12 protein-coding genes and 1 tRNA gene are annotated in these 18,672 nt (G+C 70.1%); 12 read left to right on the plus strand and 1 reads right to left on the minus strand.

The window, feature by feature from the left end:
* The first annotated feature begins 54 nt into the window (after nt 1–54).
* The 4 genes from ID810_RS01305 (at nt 55) to ID810_RS01320 (ending at nt 4,910) form a co-directional block, all read left to right on the plus strand.
* Complete coding sequence (locus ID810_RS01305) at nt 55–864, plus strand: resuscitation-promoting factor (RefSeq protein WP_243856602.1); 810 nt, start codon at nt 55–57, stop codon at nt 862–864.
* Between the two features lie 127 nt (nt 865–991).
* Nucleotides 992–1,951: a 16S rRNA (adenine(1518)-N(6)/adenine(1519)-N(6))-dimethyltransferase RsmA gene (rsmA, locus tag ID810_RS01310; RefSeq protein ID WP_166856521.1), complete on the plus strand. Its 960-nt coding sequence runs from the start codon at nt 992–994 to the stop codon at nt 1,949–1,951.
* A complete protein-coding gene (locus tag ID810_RS01315; protein WP_166856523.1) occupies nt 1,948–3,006 on the plus strand; it encodes a GHMP family kinase ATP-binding protein in 1,059 nt (352 codons plus the stop codon). Before rsmA ends, ID810_RS01315 begins: the two co-directional genes overlap by 4 nt.
* A complete protein-coding gene (locus ID810_RS01320) occupies nt 3,006–4,910 on the plus strand; it encodes an ABC-F family ATP-binding cassette domain-containing protein (RefSeq protein WP_166856525.1) in 1,905 nt (634 codons plus the stop codon). The genes ID810_RS01315 and ID810_RS01320 overlap by 1 nt, the downstream gene beginning before the upstream one ends.
* A gap of 639 nt (nt 4,911–5,549) precedes the next feature.
* Here the strand turns inward: ID810_RS01320 and ID810_RS01325 are convergent.
* A complete protein-coding gene (locus tag ID810_RS01325; protein ID WP_166856527.1) occupies nt 5,550–6,185 on the minus strand; it encodes a TetR/AcrR family transcriptional regulator in 636 nt (211 codons plus the stop codon).
* Nucleotides 6,186–6,264: 79 nt separating this feature from the next.
* Here ID810_RS01325 and ID810_RS01330 point away from each other — a divergent pair.
* The 8 genes from ID810_RS01330 to ID810_RS01365 all read left to right on the plus strand — a co-directional run bounded on the left by ID810_RS01330 (nt 6,265) and on the right by ID810_RS01365 (nt 18,504).
* Nucleotides 6,265–6,336 (plus strand) — tRNA-Gln (locus ID810_RS01330).
* Between the two features lie 265 nt (nt 6,337–6,601).
* A complete protein-coding gene (locus tag ID810_RS01335; RefSeq protein WP_166856529.1) occupies nt 6,602–7,585 on the plus strand; it encodes a ribose-phosphate diphosphokinase in 984 nt (327 codons plus the stop codon).
* 152 nt (nt 7,586–7,737) lie between these two features.
* Nucleotides 7,738–7,911, plus strand: coding sequence for a hypothetical protein (locus ID810_RS01340; RefSeq protein WP_195858793.1), 174 nt, complete (start codon nt 7,738–7,740; stop codon nt 7,909–7,911).
* A 30-nt stretch (nt 7,912–7,941) separates the two neighbouring features.
* Nucleotides 7,942–9,585, plus strand: coding sequence for a DUF7926 domain-containing protein (locus tag ID810_RS01345; protein WP_166856533.1), 1,644 nt, complete (start codon nt 7,942–7,944; stop codon nt 9,583–9,585).
* A 14-nt stretch (nt 9,586–9,599) separates the two neighbouring features.
* Nucleotides 9,600–9,788 carry an LPXTG cell wall anchor domain-containing protein gene (locus ID810_RS01350; protein ID WP_166856535.1) on the plus strand — a complete coding sequence of 63 codons (189 nt, stop codon included), beginning with the start codon at nt 9,600–9,602 and terminating at the stop codon, nt 9,786–9,788.
* Nucleotides 9,789–10,637: 849 nt separating this feature from the next.
* Nucleotides 10,638–13,397 carry a DUF5979 domain-containing protein gene (locus tag ID810_RS01355; RefSeq protein ID WP_166856537.1) on the plus strand — a complete coding sequence of 920 codons (2,760 nt, stop codon included), beginning with the start codon at nt 10,638–10,640 and terminating at the stop codon, nt 13,395–13,397.
* Nucleotides 13,398–13,510: 113 nt separating this feature from the next.
* The gene (gene mfd / locus ID810_RS01360) at nt 13,511–17,197 is read left to right on the plus strand and encodes a transcription-repair coupling factor (RefSeq protein ID WP_166856539.1); all 3,687 of its coding nucleotides are present in this window, start codon (nt 13,511–13,513) and stop codon (nt 17,195–17,197) included.
* Nucleotides 17,198–17,271: 74 nt separating this feature from the next.
* Complete coding sequence (locus ID810_RS01365; RefSeq protein ID WP_166856541.1) at nt 17,272–18,504, plus strand: AAA family ATPase; 1,233 nt, start codon at nt 17,272–17,274, stop codon at nt 18,502–18,504.
* The last annotated feature ends 168 nt before the right edge of the window (nt 18,505–18,672 follow it).

Here is an 18,672-nt window from a genome sequence, read left to right on the forward strand (position 1 = left end):
CTGCCCCGTCGGAGCTCCGTTACGTTGAGCGCAGCCGACGGAAGGATCGCTCGCGTGACGCGGCACCAGAACCCGAACGACACTCCCAGCACGCCGGGCCACCTGCCCGGTGGGGACAGCGCGCACAGCGCCGCGCAGCACCGCGTGGCGAGGTCGGGCGCCCTGCTGCGTGCGGGGGCCGTGTCCACTGCCCTTGCGCTCGCCGTGTGCGGTGGTGCCTACGCGGCTGTCCGGGGGACGGACGCGGTGCTGCTGACCGAGGCACAGGCCCGCCTCGGTGCCCCCACTGATACGGGGGAGGACGTCGCCACCGCTGCGGCGCTCGACGTCTCGACGGCGCAGGTTGTCATCGAGACGGTCACGCAGGATGTCACCGACCCTCACGGCACGGTGGAGCAGGAGTCCGGTTCCTTGGCCGAGGGCGTCACCGAGGTACAGACGGCCGGTGTGGATGGCGTCGTGCGCACCACGTACCGGGTGGTGACCGAGGGCGGTGTGGAGGTCTCGCGCGAGGCGGTCCTCAGCGTCGTCGTCACCCCGCGCACGGACGAGGTGGTTCTCGTCGGCACGTCCAGGTCCGCCAGTGGCTCCGCCGAGACGACGGCGACCACCACCGCGGTCAACGACGGCTCGGTGTGGTGGAGCCTTGCCCTGTGCGAGTCCGGCGGCAACGCCGGGATCAACACGGGCAACGGCCTCTACGGCGCCTTCCAGTTCTCCCTTCCCACCTGGCAGTCCCTGGGCGGCACGGGCTACCCGCACGAGAACAGCTACGAGACCCAGCTGGCCCTGGCTCAGGCCCTGCAGGCGCGTTCGGGCTGGGGCCAGTGGCCCGCCTGCGCCGCCTCGCTCGGGCTGCGCTGAGCCCGAGTTGCGGCCGCCCTCCCCGTGAGGGTGTGCGGTGCCGGCTGCGCGGGGGTGTGCGGGGCGCGCACCCCGGCCGGGTCCTCGCGGGCGTGATCGTGCCGGAGGCTCCCGTTACGCTGGGCCCATGCCGCACCCCGCTGAGAGCCGTCCCCTGAGTGCGCAACCGGACGCTGACGCCCAGCCCTCCGGCCTGCTCGGGCTTCAGGACGTGCGCGGCCTCGCCGAAGCCCTGGGGGTGCGTCCCACCAAGGCCCTGGGGCAGAACTTCGTCCACGACGCCGGCACTGTGCGGCGCATCGTGCGCTCGGCAGGTGTGCGTGAGGGGGAGACGGTCCTCGAGGTCGGGCCGGGCCTGGGCTCCCTCACTCTGGCGCTCCTTGAGGCCGGTGCGCGCGTGGTCGCCGTCGAGATCGACCCGCTGCTGGCACGCGCGCTGCCCGTCACCGTCGCCGACCGTGCGCCCGCTGCGGCCGAGCGCCTGCGCGTTGTCACCGCCGACGCCCTGACCATCGACGGCCCGCAGGCGCTGGGGCCGTTAGACGGCGAGGCCCCGCCCACCCGTCTTGTGGCCAATCTGCCGTACAACGTTGCCGTTCCCGTGCTTTTGACGCTCCTGGGGTGCCTGCCCTCCCTGGAGAGCATCACGGTTATGGTCCAGGCGGAGGTCGCGGACCGGCTCGCCGCCCCGCCCGGCTCACGCACCTACGGGGTGCCGAGCGTCAAGGCCGCCTGGTACGCGGCGGCCCGGCGCACCATCACCATCGGTCGCACGGTCTTCTGGCCGGTGCCCAACGTGGACTCGGCCCTCGTCGAGCTCACCCGCCGCGAGCCTCCGGCCACGGGTGCCAGCCGCGAGGAGGTCTTCGCCGTCATTAACGCGGCCTTCGCCCAGCGACGCAAGACGCTGCGCAAGGCCCTGGCCCCGCTGGCCGGGAGCGCACAGGCCGCCGAGCTGGCCCTGCGGGCCGCGGGCATCGATCCGGCCCGGCGCGGGGAGACCCTGGACGTGGCCGACTTCGCGGCCGTTGCCGAGCGGCTGTCGGCCGCCAGCAGCGGGAACAGACCCCGCCAGGAGGTGCAGTGAACCACCTCAGGGCCGTTCCCAGCCCGGACGAGCAGCCGCGCACCCGCTCCGGCTCCGCCACGAGCGTGCGCGTTGAGGCCCCGTGCCGCGTCACCCTCTTCCACAGCCGGGCGGCCACTGATGCCGACGACGAGGCCCCGGCCACCAGCGTCTACCAGGCGGTCCGGCTCATCACGACCGTCACGGCCCGTCGCCAGTCCTGCGACGACCACGGCACGGTCACCCTCACCCCCGAGGACCCGGCCGGGGGACAGCTGGATCTGGAGGGGCCCGCCGCCCGGGCCGCCCGGGCCTTGGCTCAGGCCGCTGGCATCACCGAGGGCGTTGACCTCCTGCTGCGTCGGCGCGTGCCCGTGCACAGCGGGCTCGGGGCCGGTGCTGCCGAGGAGGCCGCGACCCTCGTCGCCTGCAACCACCTGTGGGGGACCGGGCTGAGCCAGCCGGAGCTGCGCGCCATTGCGGCCGGGCTCGGCGGGGACGCCGTCTTCCCCCTCACGGGCGCCTGCGCCGTCGGACGTGGACGCGAGCTGAGTCCCGTCATGTCCCGGGGCGCCTACCAGTGGGTGCTTGCCGTGCCCGCTGAGGGCCTGGACCCGGCTGAGGTGCTGGCCCGCCATGACGCGCTTGACGCCGTCGGCCACGAGGCACCGGACCAGGCCGGGCACGTGACCCTCCCTGATGGGCTTGCTGCTGTCCCCGCCGACGCCGTCGGAACCGACCCTGGCGGGTCCCGTCCGGACCCCGGCCAGGAGGTCCCGGACGCGCTCACCGCCGCCCTGCGCGCGGGTGACGCCCCCGCCCTGGCCCCCGCCCTGCACAACGACCTCGAGGAGGCCGTCCTGTCACTGAGGCCCGAGCTCACCGACGTCATCGCGGCCGCCGAGCAGGCCGGGGCGCTGCGCGCCCTCGTCACCGGCACCGGCCCGGTCGTTGCCGCCCTCGTGGCGGACACGGTCGCTGCCGCGCGCGTCACCCGCGCCCTGAGCGCCAGCGGGCTTGTTGCCCACGTCCTGCGCGCCGACGCCCCCGTGGCCGGCGCCCGGGTGGTGGGCTGATGGCGCACCTCATCGGACTGGAGTCCATCCGTATCGTCGTCGGCTCACGCCTGCTCCTGGACGACGTCACCCTCGGTATCGAGGACGGCACGAGGGTCGGCGTCCTCGGTCCCAACGGGGCGGGAAAGTCCACGCTGCTGGCCGCCCTGGCCGGTACCCGCGAGGTCGATGGTGGGCGTGTCACCCGCGCCGGGGGCACCCGTGTCGCCATGCTCACCCAGGCCGACGACCTCCCCCCGGGCACCACGGTGCGCCAGGCGGTCCACGGCCACGCCCCCGAGCACGAGTGGGCCTCCGACCCGGCCGTGCGCGACGTCCACGCGGGCCTGCTGGGGGACCTCGACCTGGGGGCCGACGTCGCCACCCTCTCCGGTGGTCAGCGCCGTCGCGTCGCCCTCGCCGCGGTCCTGACCGCCGACGCCGACGTCGTCGTCCTGGACGAGCCCACCAACCACCTCGACGTCGAGGGGGTGGACTGGCTCGCCCGGCACCTGAGTGCCCGGTTCTCCGGCCGACGCGCCTCCACGGGCGCGCTCGTCACCGTCACCCACGACCGCTGGTTCCTCGACGCCATCTGCACCAATGTGTGGGAGGTCGTCCCGGGCGTCGACCCCGGTGGCGGCCGCCCCCAGGTGCCCGGCGGCGTCGAGACCTACGACGGCGGGTACGCCGCCTACGTCCTGGCCCGGGCCGAGCGTGCCCGCCAGGCCGCCGTCGCCGCCGAGAAGCGGGAGAACCTGCTGCGCAAGGAGCTGGCCTGGCTGCGCCGCGGAGCCCCTGCCCGCACCTCCAAGCCCCGCTTCCGCATCGACGCCGCCGAGGCGCTGATCGCGGACGTGCCGCCGCCGCGTGACACGGTCGAGCTCATGGCGATGGCCACCGCCCGTCTGGGCAAGAAGGTCATTGACCTCGAGGACGTCACCGTCCGCTACCCCCGCCCGCAGGGCCCTGATGGTCGGGCGGTCGGCGAGCGGGAGGTCCTGCGCAAGGTCACCTGGCGGCTCGCGCCCGGCGAGCGCGTCGGCGTCGTCGGCGTCAACGGCGCGGGCAAGACCACCCTCCTGCGCCTGCTCGAGGGCGTCCAGGCACCCACCGAGGGACGGGTCGTGCGCGGCACCACCGTTCAGGTGGCGACGCTGTCGCAGTCCACGCATGAGCTCGACGCCCTGGCGGACCTGCGTGTGGTTGAGGCGGTGGCCGCCGTGGGTGAGCGCGTCACGGTCGGTGGCAAGGAGCTCACCGCCGCCCAGCTGGTCGAGCGCCTGGGCTTCACCCGCCAGCGCGCCTGGACCAGGGTGGGGGAGGTCTCCGGCGGTGAGCGCCGCCGCCTGCAGCTCCTGCGCCTGCTCATGACCGAGCCGAACGTGCTCCTGCTGGACGAGCCCACCAACGACCTCGACACGGACACGCTTGCGGCCGTCGAGGACATCCTCGACTCCTTCCCGGGCACACTCGTCGTTGTCTCCCACGACCGCTACCTCCTCGAGCGGATCACCGACCACCAGGTCGCCCTCATGGGGGACGGGAGCCTGCGCGACCTGCCCGGCGGGGTCGAGCAGTACCTCCAGATGCGCCGCGAGGCCCTGGCGGCGCAGGCCGGAGCCCCCGTTGCCTCGTCCGTGCGGGCTGGTGCGGAGGCGAGTGCGCCGGCGGGAGCGGAAGCGGGTGCCCTCAGCGGTGCCGAGCGGCGCGAGGCCACGAAGAACCTGGCCCGCGTCGAGCGGCGCATGGACAAGGCCGCTCAGGCGGTCGAGCGGCTGCACGCCCGCATGGAGACGGTCTCCGCGGACCCCGCGCGCGTGGGTGAGCTCGCCGAGCTCGGTCGCGAGCTGTCGGCCGCGCAGGCCGAGCACGACGCGCTCGAGCTCGAGTGGCTCGAGGCCGCGGAGCTGCTAGAGCAGTAGCCGCCCCGGCCGACCTCGAACTCCTCGGTTTGCGCTCGAGAGTGCGGCCAAACACCACTTGTTATGTCTCAGGACATCGGTGACACTTCGGGTGTTTGTGGGGGTGGGGTTTCTGGCTGGTCGTGGCGGTGTGCTCCGGCACCCTGCCGCGCCCGTGACGGCTTGAGCCTGGTGCCGGCATCCGTTGTCGGCCGGCTGCTGGCGGGGCTTGGGGCGTGCCCCGCGGGGTGGCGGCAGGGGGGGCTCGCACGCTCATGTGACAGGTGTTAACGGTTGCACTGGGGTTTGCGGTGGTGGCCCACGCTCCCATGTGCGTGGGCGGCCTTCGTGCACATGGGAGCCGGCGCATTGGAGAACACCGGTCGACAAACCCTAGCAATGGCGCCGTTGTCGACGAGTGTCGAAAAGCGTGAGCGTGCAAGCCCCGGGCCCCGCGGGCGCCCACCTGCACCGTGCTGGTGTGATCACCGGGATTCTCCTCCAGGGCGCTCTGACCGCGTCGCCCGCCTGCACCGCGCTGGTGTGCGTGCGGCGGGCACCAACCACGGCCGGCGCCGACCACCGACGTCCTGAGACACCACAACGGCACAACACCGTGACTCTCGAGAACAAACCGAGGATGGGAGGAGCTGGGCGGGGTTATGGGGCGGGGTGGGTGGTCTCGCGCAGCTGGGGGTGCGCCTCCAAGGCCCGCAGGCCGTTCCAGGCGAGGTTGACCATGTGGGCGGCCACCTCCTCCTTGCTCATCGTCCGGTTCTCCAGCCACCACCATGCCGGTGAGGACACGATCCCCACGAGCATCTGTGCGTACAGCGGCGCCGTGCGCGGGTCCAGGCCATGCTCCTGGAACTGGGAGGCGAGGATTCCCGAGACCTGGATGGCGACGTCGGCCAGCAGGGTCGAGTACGTGCCCGCCGTGCGGTCCCCGGAGGAGGACAGGATCTGGAAGCCGTCGGGGGAGTCCTCGATATAGGTCAGCAGGGCCAGTGCCGCCCGCTCCACCACCAGGGAGGGCGACGGCGAGGAGCTCAGCGCCTGGGTCACCGTCGTGGAGATGGCACTGAGCTCACGGTCCACGATGACCGCGTACAGACCCTCCTTGCCGCCGAAGTGCTCGTAGACCACCGGCTTGGAGACCTTTGCCCGGGCCGCGATCTCCTCGATCGCTGTGGCCTCGAAGCCCTTCTCCGCGAAGAGGGCGCGGGCGACGTCGATGAGTTGCTCACGTCTCTCGCCCGCGCTCATCCGGGTCCGCTTGCTCACCTTGGCTGCCATGCGGCCCATCATGCCGCCTGGGCGGTCGGGGCGCTCGCGGCTGTGAGAGGATGTCATCGCGCTGCCCGCGGGCGCGCGGTCCGCCCTGGTGTAGTGGCAGCACGCAGGCCTTTGGAGCCTTGAGGCCCGGGTTCGAACCCTGGGGGCGGAACGGCGCGGGTATGTCCGCAGCAGGCCCGCCCAGGACGTAGGATGACGCTGCTTCGCACCGCACAGCTGGGTCACGGCCCGGTCGGCCCGCAATCTCAGTGAGAAGAGGACCAGTGGTTCCCACGACCCCACAGCCGTCGTCGTGCGCTTGCCCCAGCTCGATGGGAACCCCCACGAGGGCCGGTAGGTCCCGGGGCTGCCACTAAGACCACCCACCCACAGCCAACCAAACCGGGGCACTAGGGCCTCAAGAGGGGACACAGTTCATGACGGGCATCATCACGAGCGGTGAGAAGCGACTGGTCATCGTCTCGGGGCGCGCGCACCCCGAGCTCGCGGCAGCCGTCGCCAGTGAGCTCGGCACGGAGGTCCTGTCCTCCACCGCCTACGACTTCGCCAACGGTGAGACCTACGTGCGCTTCAACGAGTCCGTGCGCGGCTGCGACGTGTTCGTCATGCAGTCCCACGGCGACCGGGTCAACGACTGGCTCATGGAGCAGCTCATCATGGTGGACGCTCTCAAGCGCGCCTCCGCCAAGCGCATCAGCGTGGTCGCCCCCTTCTTCCCCTACGCCCGCCAGGACAAGAAGCACCTGGGACGTGAGCCCATCTCCGCGCGCCTGGTCGCGGACCTGTACCAGACGGCCGGTGCGGACCGCATCATGAGCGTGGACCTGCACACGAGCCAGGAGCAGGGCTTCTTCGACGGGCCCTGGGACCACCTGTGGGCCCAGCCGGTCCTCGTGGAGTACATCAAGAGCCGGGTGGACCCCTCCATGACGACGGTCGTGTCCCCAGACGCCGGGCGTATCCGTGTGGCCGAGCGCTGGGCGCACGCCCTGGGTGACACCCCGCTGGCCTTCGTGCACAAGACCCGTGACGTCACGCGCCCCAACGAGTCCGTCGCCAACCGCGTGGTCGGTGACGTCGCGGGCCGCTCCTGCGTGCTGGTGGATGACATGATCGACACCGGCGGCACGATCGCCAAGGCAGTCCAGGTGCTCCTGGACCAGGGGGCCAAGGACGTCATCGTGGCGGCGACGCACGGTGTGCTGTCCGGCCCGGCGGTGGAGCGGCTGTCCTCCTGCGGTGCTCGCGAGGTGGTGGTGACGGACACGCTGCCGATTCCTCCCAGCAAGCGCTTCGGCCAACTGACGATCCTGCCGATCGCCCCGCTGCTGGCGCAGGCGATCCGGGCTGTCTTCGACGACGGCTCCGTGACCTCGCTCTTCGAGTCCGCAGGCGTGTGAGGCGCGCCGGGCCCTGAAGGGCCTAGCGTAGTTGACGCTGACAAAGGACGATACGTCATCTCGAGATCGTGCTAGGGTGCTTCGGCTGCCATGTGTCTATGAGTGCCATACGGAGTTGTAGATTCCCTGTACCCGAGCGCGAAAGACACAGCATGCAGATGAACGGCTTGACCTCTCGAGACATCCGAACGGGGGTGGTCGCCGCTGTTGTGACGGTCCTGGCTGCGCTGGCTCTAGCAGTCCAGAGCCTTGCCGTGCCGGCAGCGGCCGCTGTCAACAACGCCATCACGGTCGACAACCTCACGCTGACCAAGATCAACTACTAGGGAACGGAGCAGCCCGGTAGCCCGCTCGTCGTGAGCGACCTCGCTCTGCTGCGCTTCACCTGGGACGCCAGCAACGCGAACCTCAAGGACGGCGACCAGTTCTCCATCAAGCTCCCTCAGGAGGTGGCGTTCAAGGTCCCGACGACCAAGGACTTCCTCCACGACTTCGACGGCGACGGCGTGGCTGAGACCAAGGTCGGCGAGTGCACGATCGAGGCGCAGCTGCTGACCTGCACCTTCAACGGCGAGCTGCCCGAGCGCATCAAGGGCGGTTACAAGGACGTCCACGGCACCGGCAGTGTGCAGGTCTCGGCCGTCAAGGTGACCACGGCCTCAGAGATCACGGTCTCCATCAACGCTGAGAAGGAGGTCGATGTCCTCCTGCCCAATGGCGAGCCGATTCTCCCGCCGGCCCCGGCCGCACCGTACTCGCCGATCCCCTTCGACAAGTGGGCGTGGGGCATGACCGAGAGCGACACCGGGCCGATGTGGAACATTCTGTTCTCCACTGGCCTGCCGGCCAGCGGGTCCACGGACCGCTTCCTCGCCAGTTTCTATAATGCCGACTACTTCAACGGAACGGACGTCCGGGAGATCGTCATCAAGGACGTGCTTGGCCCCGGGCAGACCTTCCCGGCGCTTGACCAGTTCAGGCTGATCATGCGCGACTCGAAGCACTCGGACCTCAGGCACCAGACCATCGCCCTGGGGTCCTCCAGCGCGAGCACGACGTTTCCCGGGTTCTCTGTTGCCCGCGTCGTCATCGACGGCACGACGGCGGAGGGCACGATGGCCACCATCACCCTGCGTGGTCCCTTCGCGCCGGACACGAACTACCAGTTGCAGTACCGCGCCAAGGCCGACCTCACCACGCCGGAGGGCAAGGCGATTCCCGGCACCGTCTACAAGAACACCGCCTCGGTCTGCGGGACGGATCTTGTGAGGACCAGCGAGCAGTACTTCAAGGAGTCCTTCACCATCGACCTGACGCTGGCAGTCGGCTTCGGCACCTTCAACGTCACCAAGTACGTCCAGGGCACCGGCCAGGACCAGGTTCCGGCGGACGCGAGCTTTACCGTGAAGGCGGACTACACGCTGCCGTTGACCGCGGACAAGTACCCGGGCTGGACGCCTCCCGGGGCCCTCAGCGGCGACAACAAGTCCGGCACGGTCACCTTCGAGGTGGTCAGGGGAGTGGCGAAGCCCCTCCCCGGTGCGGATCCCAACCCTGACGCTCCCCTCCCCGTGGGGACCGTGGTGACGGTCAGCGAGGTGCTTGACTCCTCCACGGGCGCGCCGGCCGGCTACGCGTGGGACACCCCCAGCTTCACGGCGGGGGCGAGCACGGGCGAGACCGTGACCCTGACGATCGCTGATGGCCATGTCATCCCCGTTGAGCTGCGCAACACGACGCAAGCGCAGTCCAACTACTTCCAGGTCGTGAAGAAGGCCGAGGGTGCCGACGGGGCTGCGGGCAAGGACTACACCTTCACCTACACCTGCTCCGACGGTCAGATGGGCACGATCACGGCCAAGGGTGACGGGGTCGCTGTCAAGAGCGACACGTCCTTCCCCGTGGGGACCACCTGCACGGTCACCGAGGACACCGCGAAGGCCGGCATTGAGGCTACACCCTCGACGCCTCGGGCGAGCAGACCGTCACCATCGGCCTGACCAGCGCCGAGACGGTGACCGCATCCTTCACCAACGCCTACTCGCCGGTGCCGACGCCGTCGCCGTCGGTCACGACGCCGGGCAAGCCGCCGCTGGCCAAGACTGGTGCGTCCAACGTCGTCCTGCTGGGCGTCATCGGGACCGTGCTCGTCGCGGGCGGAGGCCTTGCGTTCCTGGCCAAGCGTCGTCGCGACGACGCCTGAGATGAGGCGGCCCGGTCCCTGTTGAGCAGAGGCTGAGCACCCCCGTCGACCTGAGCGCCCTCACCCCACCCGGGGTGAGGGCGCTCAGACGTCCCACCCGTACAATTGCGATGCCGCGTCTTCCCTCCTCGACCGCGCGTCGGCGTGCGACCTCGCCTTCTATACGTGCGTGCAGTCCGATTGGGGTGCCCTCGCGCAGCTCCGGAAACCGCCCTCCCGCACGTGTACGATCCTCTGGTCACAATTGAGCGTCGGCCACAGCTCAAGGAGGCGGTCGTGAACCCGCATCCGCCTCGCTGTGATGTCAGCCACTGCTGGGCCGCCTAGGTTCCTGGCGCACCTACCCCCGCCACCAAAGGGACATGCTGACGCGGGTCACGGCTGGGCCGGGCGACACGTGGGGATGGGAGCCAGAATGCCCAGCGGGGGCTGGCGTCGCGCCTGGCGCTCAGTTATCTGTGGCGAGCGGGCGGGTTGTCGGGTCGGGGATCTGCAAGGCGTGAAGCCTCCCTCGCTGCGGCGTGTCTGCGGCTGGGCTCACAGTGGCGGTGCTGGGCCTCGGCCCGCGTTGTGCTGAGGGCGGTGGTAGCCTGCCGACGTCGATGTATGCGGGGTCGTGGACCCCCATTCCTCTTCCCGCATTATTCCCAACCTCACCTGATGAAAGACGAGAATATGCAGCCAAACAGAGGCAGCCTCGCCGCCAGAGGCGCTAGAGCGAGAGCGGTTCCACTCTCTCTCTCTCTCCTGACGCTCCTGTCGGCCCTGGCCCTGGTGATCCAGGGGCTCGCTGTGCCGGCAGCGGCCGCTGACGACCCTGCGATCAAGGTCGGGGTCACCAAACTGGTGATGACCGACTATGACGGCGTCGCCGAGAACGACACCCAGCTCACGCAGTGGAACACGGCGAAGATGACCGGCACCTGGGACGCCTCCGCCCTGTCTGCCATCACAGCGGGCACGTCCTTCACTGTGGGCCTGCCCGACGTGTTCAAGTTCCGCCAGTACCCGCGCACCGATGCCATGACGGTGCGGGACGACGGCGGCGTTGAGCGCACCATCGGTGAGTGCGTGACGCAGGAACGTTCGATGACCTGTACGTTCAACGATGAGGCTCAGAGGCTTTCCGAGGCAGGCTTCAAGAACTTCAAGGGCAGTTACTCGCTCCTGATGACGGCGGTGCAGTCCACCTCCGAGGAGACGGCGATCTTCAACCTCAACGGTGAGCTGCGTCCCATCGACCTGCCGGGAACCGGCGGTATTACCCCTGAGCAGTACAACCCCGCCCAGCTGAGCAAGTGGACCCGGGATACCATCGCGGTCGGCCAGACCAGCAACACGTGGGTGGTCTACTACGGCACGGACTACATGCGTGACAACGTCAAGCCTGCCGGGACCATCAAGACCGACGGGTCCGTGTCGACTCTCGTCCTCCACGAGGTGCTGACTCCCGGCCAGGAGTTCGACTGGTCTCGCGCGGGCGATGTCCGCCTCGCCCTGAACCGGAGCGCGGCGAACAGCCAGCTCTTCCAGGTGCTGTGGACCATGGATGGCGCCACTTCGAACCCTGACTGGAAGGTCGAGGTCATCAAGAACGCCCCGAACGACGTGACCTTCAAGATCACGGGTCCGTTCCCGGCGTCCACCAACATGAACCTCGACCTTCCCGTGAAGTTCACCGAGCCTGCCAAGCCCGGTGTGAAGTACAGCAACACCGTCTCTGCTGAGGGCCTCGACTCCAGCACCACGGTGAGCGCCTACTACGTCGACTCCGTCGAGATCACCGTGACCATGGAGCCGGGCTACGGCACCTTCAAGGTGAGCAAGCTCGTCGACGGCTCTGGTGCCGCTCTGCTTGACAGCAGCGTGCAGTTCCCGCTGAAGGTGGACTTCACGCTGCCGGCTCACTACAACACCTACAACCCCGTGTGGCAGCCGCCGGACGGCTTCACCATGGACGCTGACGGTCTCACCGGTCACGGCACGATCATGATCGCGCCGGGTAAGACGACCTACTTCGACTCCCAGGTCACGCTGCCCGCAGGCACCAAGGTGACCCTGTCGGAGGACCCGGATGGCGCACGGCCGATCGCTCCCCCCACCGTCGAGTGGGGCACGCCCGTCATCAGCCAGCCGACCTTCGAGATCGGTGATCAGCGTGTGACCTCGGTTCAGATCACCAACACCGCGAACTACGTCCCCCCGAAGACCGGCACCTTCCAGGTTGTCAAGGTGGTCGACGGTGACTACACGGCGGCGTCCGACGAGACCTTCACGGTCGGCTACCGCTGCGACGACGCCAACACGACGACCGGTCAGGTCACCGTCCGTGCTGACGGCACTCCGGAGAACGGGCCCACGGTGCCCGCCGGCACGACGTGCACGATCACCGAGGACACCGATCAGGCCGAGCGCGACGGCTACTCCCGCGTTACGACCTACTCGGCCACGTCCGTGACGGTCGCTGCGGACACCACCCCCACGGTCACCGTGACGAACACCTACACCCGTAACACTGGCTCCTTCACGGTTGCCAAGGTTGTCGCCGGTGACTACACGGCGACGGCCACCGACACCTTCACGGTCGGCTACGAGTGCAACGACCCGGCGGCCACGAAGGGCGAGCTCACCGTCCCTGCTGACGGCACCGCGGTGAGTGGGCCGACCGTTCCGGTGGGCACGTCGTGCACCCTCAAGGAGGACACCGCCGCCGCTGGTCGCCCGGGCTACTCCCTGGCCACCACTTACTCGGCCACGTCCGTGACGATCGCCCAGGGGGCTACTCCGGCGGTGACCGTGACCAACACCTACACCGCTCTCAAGGGCAGTTTCATGATTGCCAAGACGGTTGATGGTGATGGTGCCGAGCTGGCGGCCGAGACCGAGTTCACCTTCGACTACACCTGCAAGCCTGCCACTGGCGCCGCGGCGGTTACCGACTCGGTGACCGTCAAGGGTGGTAAGTCTGTGGCGGTTGAGGGCGTGCCCGTGGGCGACTGTGTGGTCACCGAGCGCGACGCGACGGTTGCTGGCACCAGCGTGAGCACCGCGCTCTCCGTTGACGGCACGCCTGTTGGCGGCAATGAGGCGATGTTCTCGGTCACCGACGGCACCACGGTCAGTGTTGCTGCGACCAACACCTACACGCGTGACCGCGGCTCGTTCTCCGTGGCCAAGACGGTTGTCGGTGGTCAGGAGTCCTTCCAGCAGGACACCTTCGTCTTCGACTACACGTGCACCGATGGCACCATGGGACATCTTGACGTCCCGGGTGACGGCACGGCTGTGACCTCGCCGATGATCCCGGCGGGCACCGAGTGCACGGTCAGTGAGCGGGCTGAGTCCGCTGATCGTGTCGGTTACACCGTCGAGTCGGAGATCCCCGGCGGTGGCAAGGTCACGATCGCCAAGGACACCGTGGCGCCGTTGACCGCGACGAACACCTACTCGCCGGTGCCGACGCCGTCGCCGTCGGTCACGACGCCGGGCAAGCCGCCGCTGGCCAAGACTGGTGCGTCCAACGTCGTCCTGCTGGGCGTCATCGGGACCGTGCTCGTCGCGGGCGGAGGCCTTGCGTTCCTGGCCAAGCGTCGTCGCGACGACGCCTGAGATGAGGCGGCCCGGTCCCTGTTGAGCAGAGGCTGAGCACCCCGTCGACCTGAGCGCCCTCACCCCACCCGGGGTGAGGGCGCTCAGACGTCCCACCCGTACAATCCCCGCTGATGCGACTCACCGCCGTCCTGCCTCCACTCCTCACCGACCCGACCACCGCCCAGCTCGTGGCCGCCGCCGGAGCCTCCACGCGCACCGACCGCACCGCCGTCGTCGCCCCAGGAGCCCGCCCCGCCATCATCGCCGCCCTCTCCCTCGGTGAGCAGGGCGTCGCCCACGCCGTCGGCGCCCCCGGAACCCCCACCACCCCGGCCACCGGCACCCCCCTCCTCGTCCTGACCGCCACCACTCGCGAGGCCGAACACACCGCCGCCGCCCTCACCTGCTACCTGCCCGAGCACGACGTCGCCGTCTTCCCCGCCTGGGAGACCCTTCCCCACGAACGCCTCTCCCCACGCGCCGACACCGTCGCCACCCGCCTCGCTGTCCTGCGCCGCCTCGCCCACCCCGAGGACGGACACACCGACCCCGCCCGCGGCCCGATCCGCGTCCTCATCGCACCCGTGCGCGCCCTCCTCGCCCCCGTCATCGACGGACTCGGCGAGCTCGAGCCCGTCACCCTCGCCCCCGGGCTCGACGTCGGCCTTGACGCCACCGCCCAACGCCTGGCCGACGCCGCCTACACCCGCGTCGACATGGTCGAGAACCGTGGTGAGTTCGCCGTGCGCGGCGGCATCCTCGACGTCTTCCCACCCGCCCAGCCGCGCCCCGTGCGCGTCGACTTCTTCGGCGACGAGATCGAATCCGTCTCCTCCTTCTCCGTCAGCGACCAGCGCACCGTCGACGAGCTCGGTACCGTCACCGCCAACCCCTGCCGCGAGCTCCTCCTGACCGACACCGTGCGCGACCGCGCCCGCCAGCTCCAAGACGCCATCCCCGGCGCCGCCGACATGCTCGAGAAGATCGCCGCAGGCATCCCGGTTGAGGGAATGGAGTCCCTCGCCCCCGTCCTCGTGCCCCGCATGGTCCCCCTGCTCGACCTCGTCGGAGACCGCCTCGTCGTCGGCCTCGAACCCGAGCGCCTGCGCAAACGCGCCGAGGACCTGACCGCCACCACCCAGGAGTTCCTCGCCGCCGCCTGGACCAGTGCCGCCAGCGGCGAGCAAGCCCCCGTGGACCTGTCCGCCGCCGCCTTCGCCCACCTGGCCGAGGCCCGCGCCCTTGCCCTCGCCACCAACCGCGGCTGGTGGTCACTGACCTCGCTGAAGGCCAGCCCCGACACCACCGAGCTGCCGCTTCGCGACCCCCGCGGCTACAACGGCAAGCTCACCGAGGCCGTCACCGACCTCGGTGCCCTCGCCACCGGCGGCTGGAGCGTCATCGTCACCACCCCCGGCCCCGGGCCCGCCCGCCGCATGGCCGAGCTGCTCTCCGACGGCGGCGTCCCGTCACGCATCGTCACCCAGCTCGACGAACCCGCCGACATCACCGCCGACGGCGTCGTGCGCGTCACCCAGGCCAGCGCCGGGCACGGTTTCGTCGCCGACACGCTGCGCCTGGCCCTCGTCGCCGAGTCCGACCTCACCGGCCGCGCCCCCACCAGCCCCCGCGAGCGCAAGATCCTGCCCTCACGCCGCCCCCGCAAGAGCGTCGACCCCCTCTCCCTGCACCCCGGGGACCTCGTCGTCCACGCCCAGCACGGCGTCGGCCGCTTCGTCGAGCTCATGCGCCGGCCCATCGGCTCCGGCAAGAGCGCCGCCACCCGCGAGTACGTCGTCATCGAGTACGCCCCCTCCAAGCGGGGCCAGCCCGCCGACCGCCTCCTCGTGCCCACCGACGCCCTGGACCAGGTGAGCAAGTACGTCGGCGGCGACAGCCCCACCCTCAACAAGATGGGCGGCGCCGACTGGCAGAAGACCAAGTCCCGCGCCCGCAAGGCCGTGCGCGAGATCGCCGGGGAGCTCGTGCGCCTCTACGCCGCCCGCACCGCCACCACCGGCCACGCCTTCAGTCCTGACACCCCCTGGCAGACCGAGCTCGAAGAGGCATTCCCCTACACCGAGACCCCCGACCAGCTCGCCACCATCGACGACGTCAAGGCCGACATGGAGAAGCCCCAGCCCATGGACCGCCTCATCTGCGGCGACGTCGGCTACGGCAAGACCGAGATCGCCGTGCGCGCCGCCTTCAAAGCCGTCCAGGACGGCAAGCAGGTCGCCGTCCTCGTGCCCACCACCCTGCTCGTCTCCCAGCACGCCGAGACCTTCACCGAGCGCTACGCCGGCTTCCCCGTCACCGTCGCCCAGCTCTCCCGCTTCCAATCCGACGCCGAGTCCCACACGGTCCTTGAGGGCCTGGCCGCTGGAAGCATCGACGTCGTCGTCGGAACTCACCGTCTCATTACGGGGCAGGTCCGATTCAAGGACCTCGGGCTCGTCATCATCGACGAGGAGCAGCGCTTCGGCGTCGAGCACAAGGAGACTCTCAAGGCCCTGCGTACCGACGTCGACGTCCTGTCCATGTCCGCCACCCCCATCCCCCGCACCCTGGAGATGGCCGTCACCGGCCTGCGCGAGATGTCCACCCTCGCCACCCCGCCCGAGGACCGCCACCCCATCCTCACTTACGTCGGCGCCTACGAGACCAAGCAGGTCAGCGCCGCCATCCGCCGCGAGCTCCTGCGCGACGGCCAGGTCTTCTACGTCCACAACCGCGTCGAGGACATCGACCGCGTCGCCGCCCGCCTCCAGGACACCGTCCCCGAGGCCCGCGTCGCCACCGCCCACGGGCAGATGAGCGAGAACCGCCTCGAAGAGGTCATCGACCGCTTCTGGCACAAGGAGATCGACGTCCTGGTGTGCACCACCATCGTCGAGACCGGCCTCGACGTGTCCAACGCCAACACCCTCATCGTCGACCGCGCCGACCGCTTCGGCCTGTCCCAGCTCCACCAGCTGCGCGGGCGCGTGGGGCGCGCACGCGAGCGCGCTTACGCCTACTTCCTCTACCCGGCGGACAAGCCCCTGACCGAGACCGCCCTCGAGCGCCTGCGCACCATCGCCACCAACACCGACCTCGGCGCCGGCATGCAGGTCGCCATGAAGGACCTTGAGATCCGCGGTGCCGGCAACCTCCTGGGCGGTGAGCAGTCCGGGCACATCGCCGGGGTCGGCTTCGACCTGTACGTGCGCATGGTCTCCGAGGCCGTGGCCGCCTACAAGAAGGCCCTGGCCATCGACCCGGCCACCGCCTCCGATGCCGCCGCCCGGGCCGGCGAGGACGGCGCGGAGATCGACGAGGACCTGCGCGTCGAGCTGCCCGTGGACGCCACCATCCCCGAGGACTATGTGCCCCACGAGCGCCTGCGCCTGGAGGCCTACACCAAGTTCGCCGCCGCCCGCAGCGAGGACGGCATCCGCGACGTCCTCGACGAGCTCACCGACCGTTATGGACCCGTGCCCGAGCCCACCCAGCGCCTGGCAGCCCTCGCGCGCCTGCGCGCCCTCGCCGCCCGCCTGGGCGTACGCGAGATCGTCGCCCAGGGCCGCTCCATCCGCTTCGCCCCCGTGGACCTGCCCGAGTCCGGCCGCATGAGGCTTACCCGCCTCTACCCGGGCACCACCATGAAGCCCGCCACCCGCACCATCGTCGTGCCCGCCCCCGGCCAGGCCCGCATGGGTGGCGGCGCCATCGAAGGCGAGGCGCTGCTGCGCTGGGCCGAGGTGCTGCTGCACGCGGTGGTCGAGGGCGACGAGGACTACGCCGTCGAGGCCACGAAGTACCGACGGCGGCGGTGAGGCTGGGGGGCCGGAGGGGCCCGACACAGTTGGTAAAGTTATCAATCTCGGACGAGGTTGGTAAAGTTATCGCCATGCGTACGCCGCTTGACTCCCCCTTCAGCCCCGGATCCGACGCCGTGCCTCAGATCTGGGCGGGGAGGAGTGCGCAGCTCAGCGACTGGCGGGACGTCCTGCGTCCGCGCCGGCTCGCAGGCCTCCCCGAGCGCGGGCGCACGATCCTCGGCGAGGCCGGCACTGGCAAGTCCGCCCTTGTCAGACGTATCGCCGCTCATGCGGCGGCCTCGGGGGACTGGGTGACCGATCAGCTGCGGATGCCGCTCGGCGCGGACCCGCTCAAGCGTCTCGCCTCTGCCCTGCTCGCTCTGGCGGCATCCGCAGGTCTGTCCACGGCTGCCGACGCCCGTGTGGGCGCGCTCCTCGCCAGGGTCGAGGCCGTCGCCGTCTCAGGTGTCTCGCTCTCCTTGCGGCAGGCCCCAGGGGCGGAGCCCTACACGGACCTCACCAGTCTCCTCCTGGAGATCGGGCGGGCGGCGCTGCGCCGTGGGGTCGTCGTGCTCATCCACCTGGACGAGGTTCAGAACATCACCCGGCCAGAGGTCCTCTCCCACACGCTCATCGCGCTCGGGGACGCTCTGAGCCACGAGGAGGAGATCACTCTGCCCGGGGGAGTGGTGGCCTCGCGCGCGCTGCCCGTCGTCGTCTACCTCACCGGGTTGCCGGAGTTCGCGGACATGGCCGGCGCGCGGTCTGGTGCGACCTTCGCTCGCCGGTTCCGTACGACGATCCTCGACTCGATTGGCGACGACGACCTCGGGGCAGCCCTTCAACCTCTTGTCACCGAGGGGTGGCCGATCCTCTCCGCCGACGGTGACGCGCGACGTGTCCACATGAGCGCTGAGGCTCGTGACCTCATCGTCGAGCGCGCCTGCGGTGAGCCCTTCCTGTTCCAGCTTGCCGGAGAACGCGCCTGGTACGCAGGTACCTCTGACCTCATCACGGCCGACGACGTCGTGCGCGGATGGAGCGACGTCGCGCCGGAGGCTGAAGCGCACGTGCAGCGTCTGCTCGAGCGCCTGCCGGAGCGCGAACGTCACTTCCTCGACGCGATGGCGGGGCTTGAGGCACAGGAGCGCACGCTCACGGCGATCACCCAGGCGATGGGGCTGAGCAAGGCAACTGAGGCGGGAACGACCGCGCGGCGCCTCGACCTCAACCGCCGGATCGTCCAGCGTGGCAAGCCGTACTCGTTCCGTCACCGGGCGATCGGCGCCTACCTCACGTCTGACTGGCCTGCGCCGTCGTGACCGGCGGCGGCGCTCCACGGCCGGGCGTCTGGCTGAGCCCGGCCTTATCGCCCGGGTGTGAGGGTCGTGTCACGCCGCAGGTGAACGCCCCGAAGGACCATGGCCCTCGTGATCATGCCAGCAGGCCGGTAGTCTTGCCCTGCATCCTGATCCAATCCAGCAAGGAGC

Source organism: Actinomyces respiraculi, assembly GCF_014595995.2.
Classification (GTDB): Bacteria; Actinomycetota; Actinomycetes; order Actinomycetales; family Actinomycetaceae; genus Actinomyces; species Actinomyces respiraculi.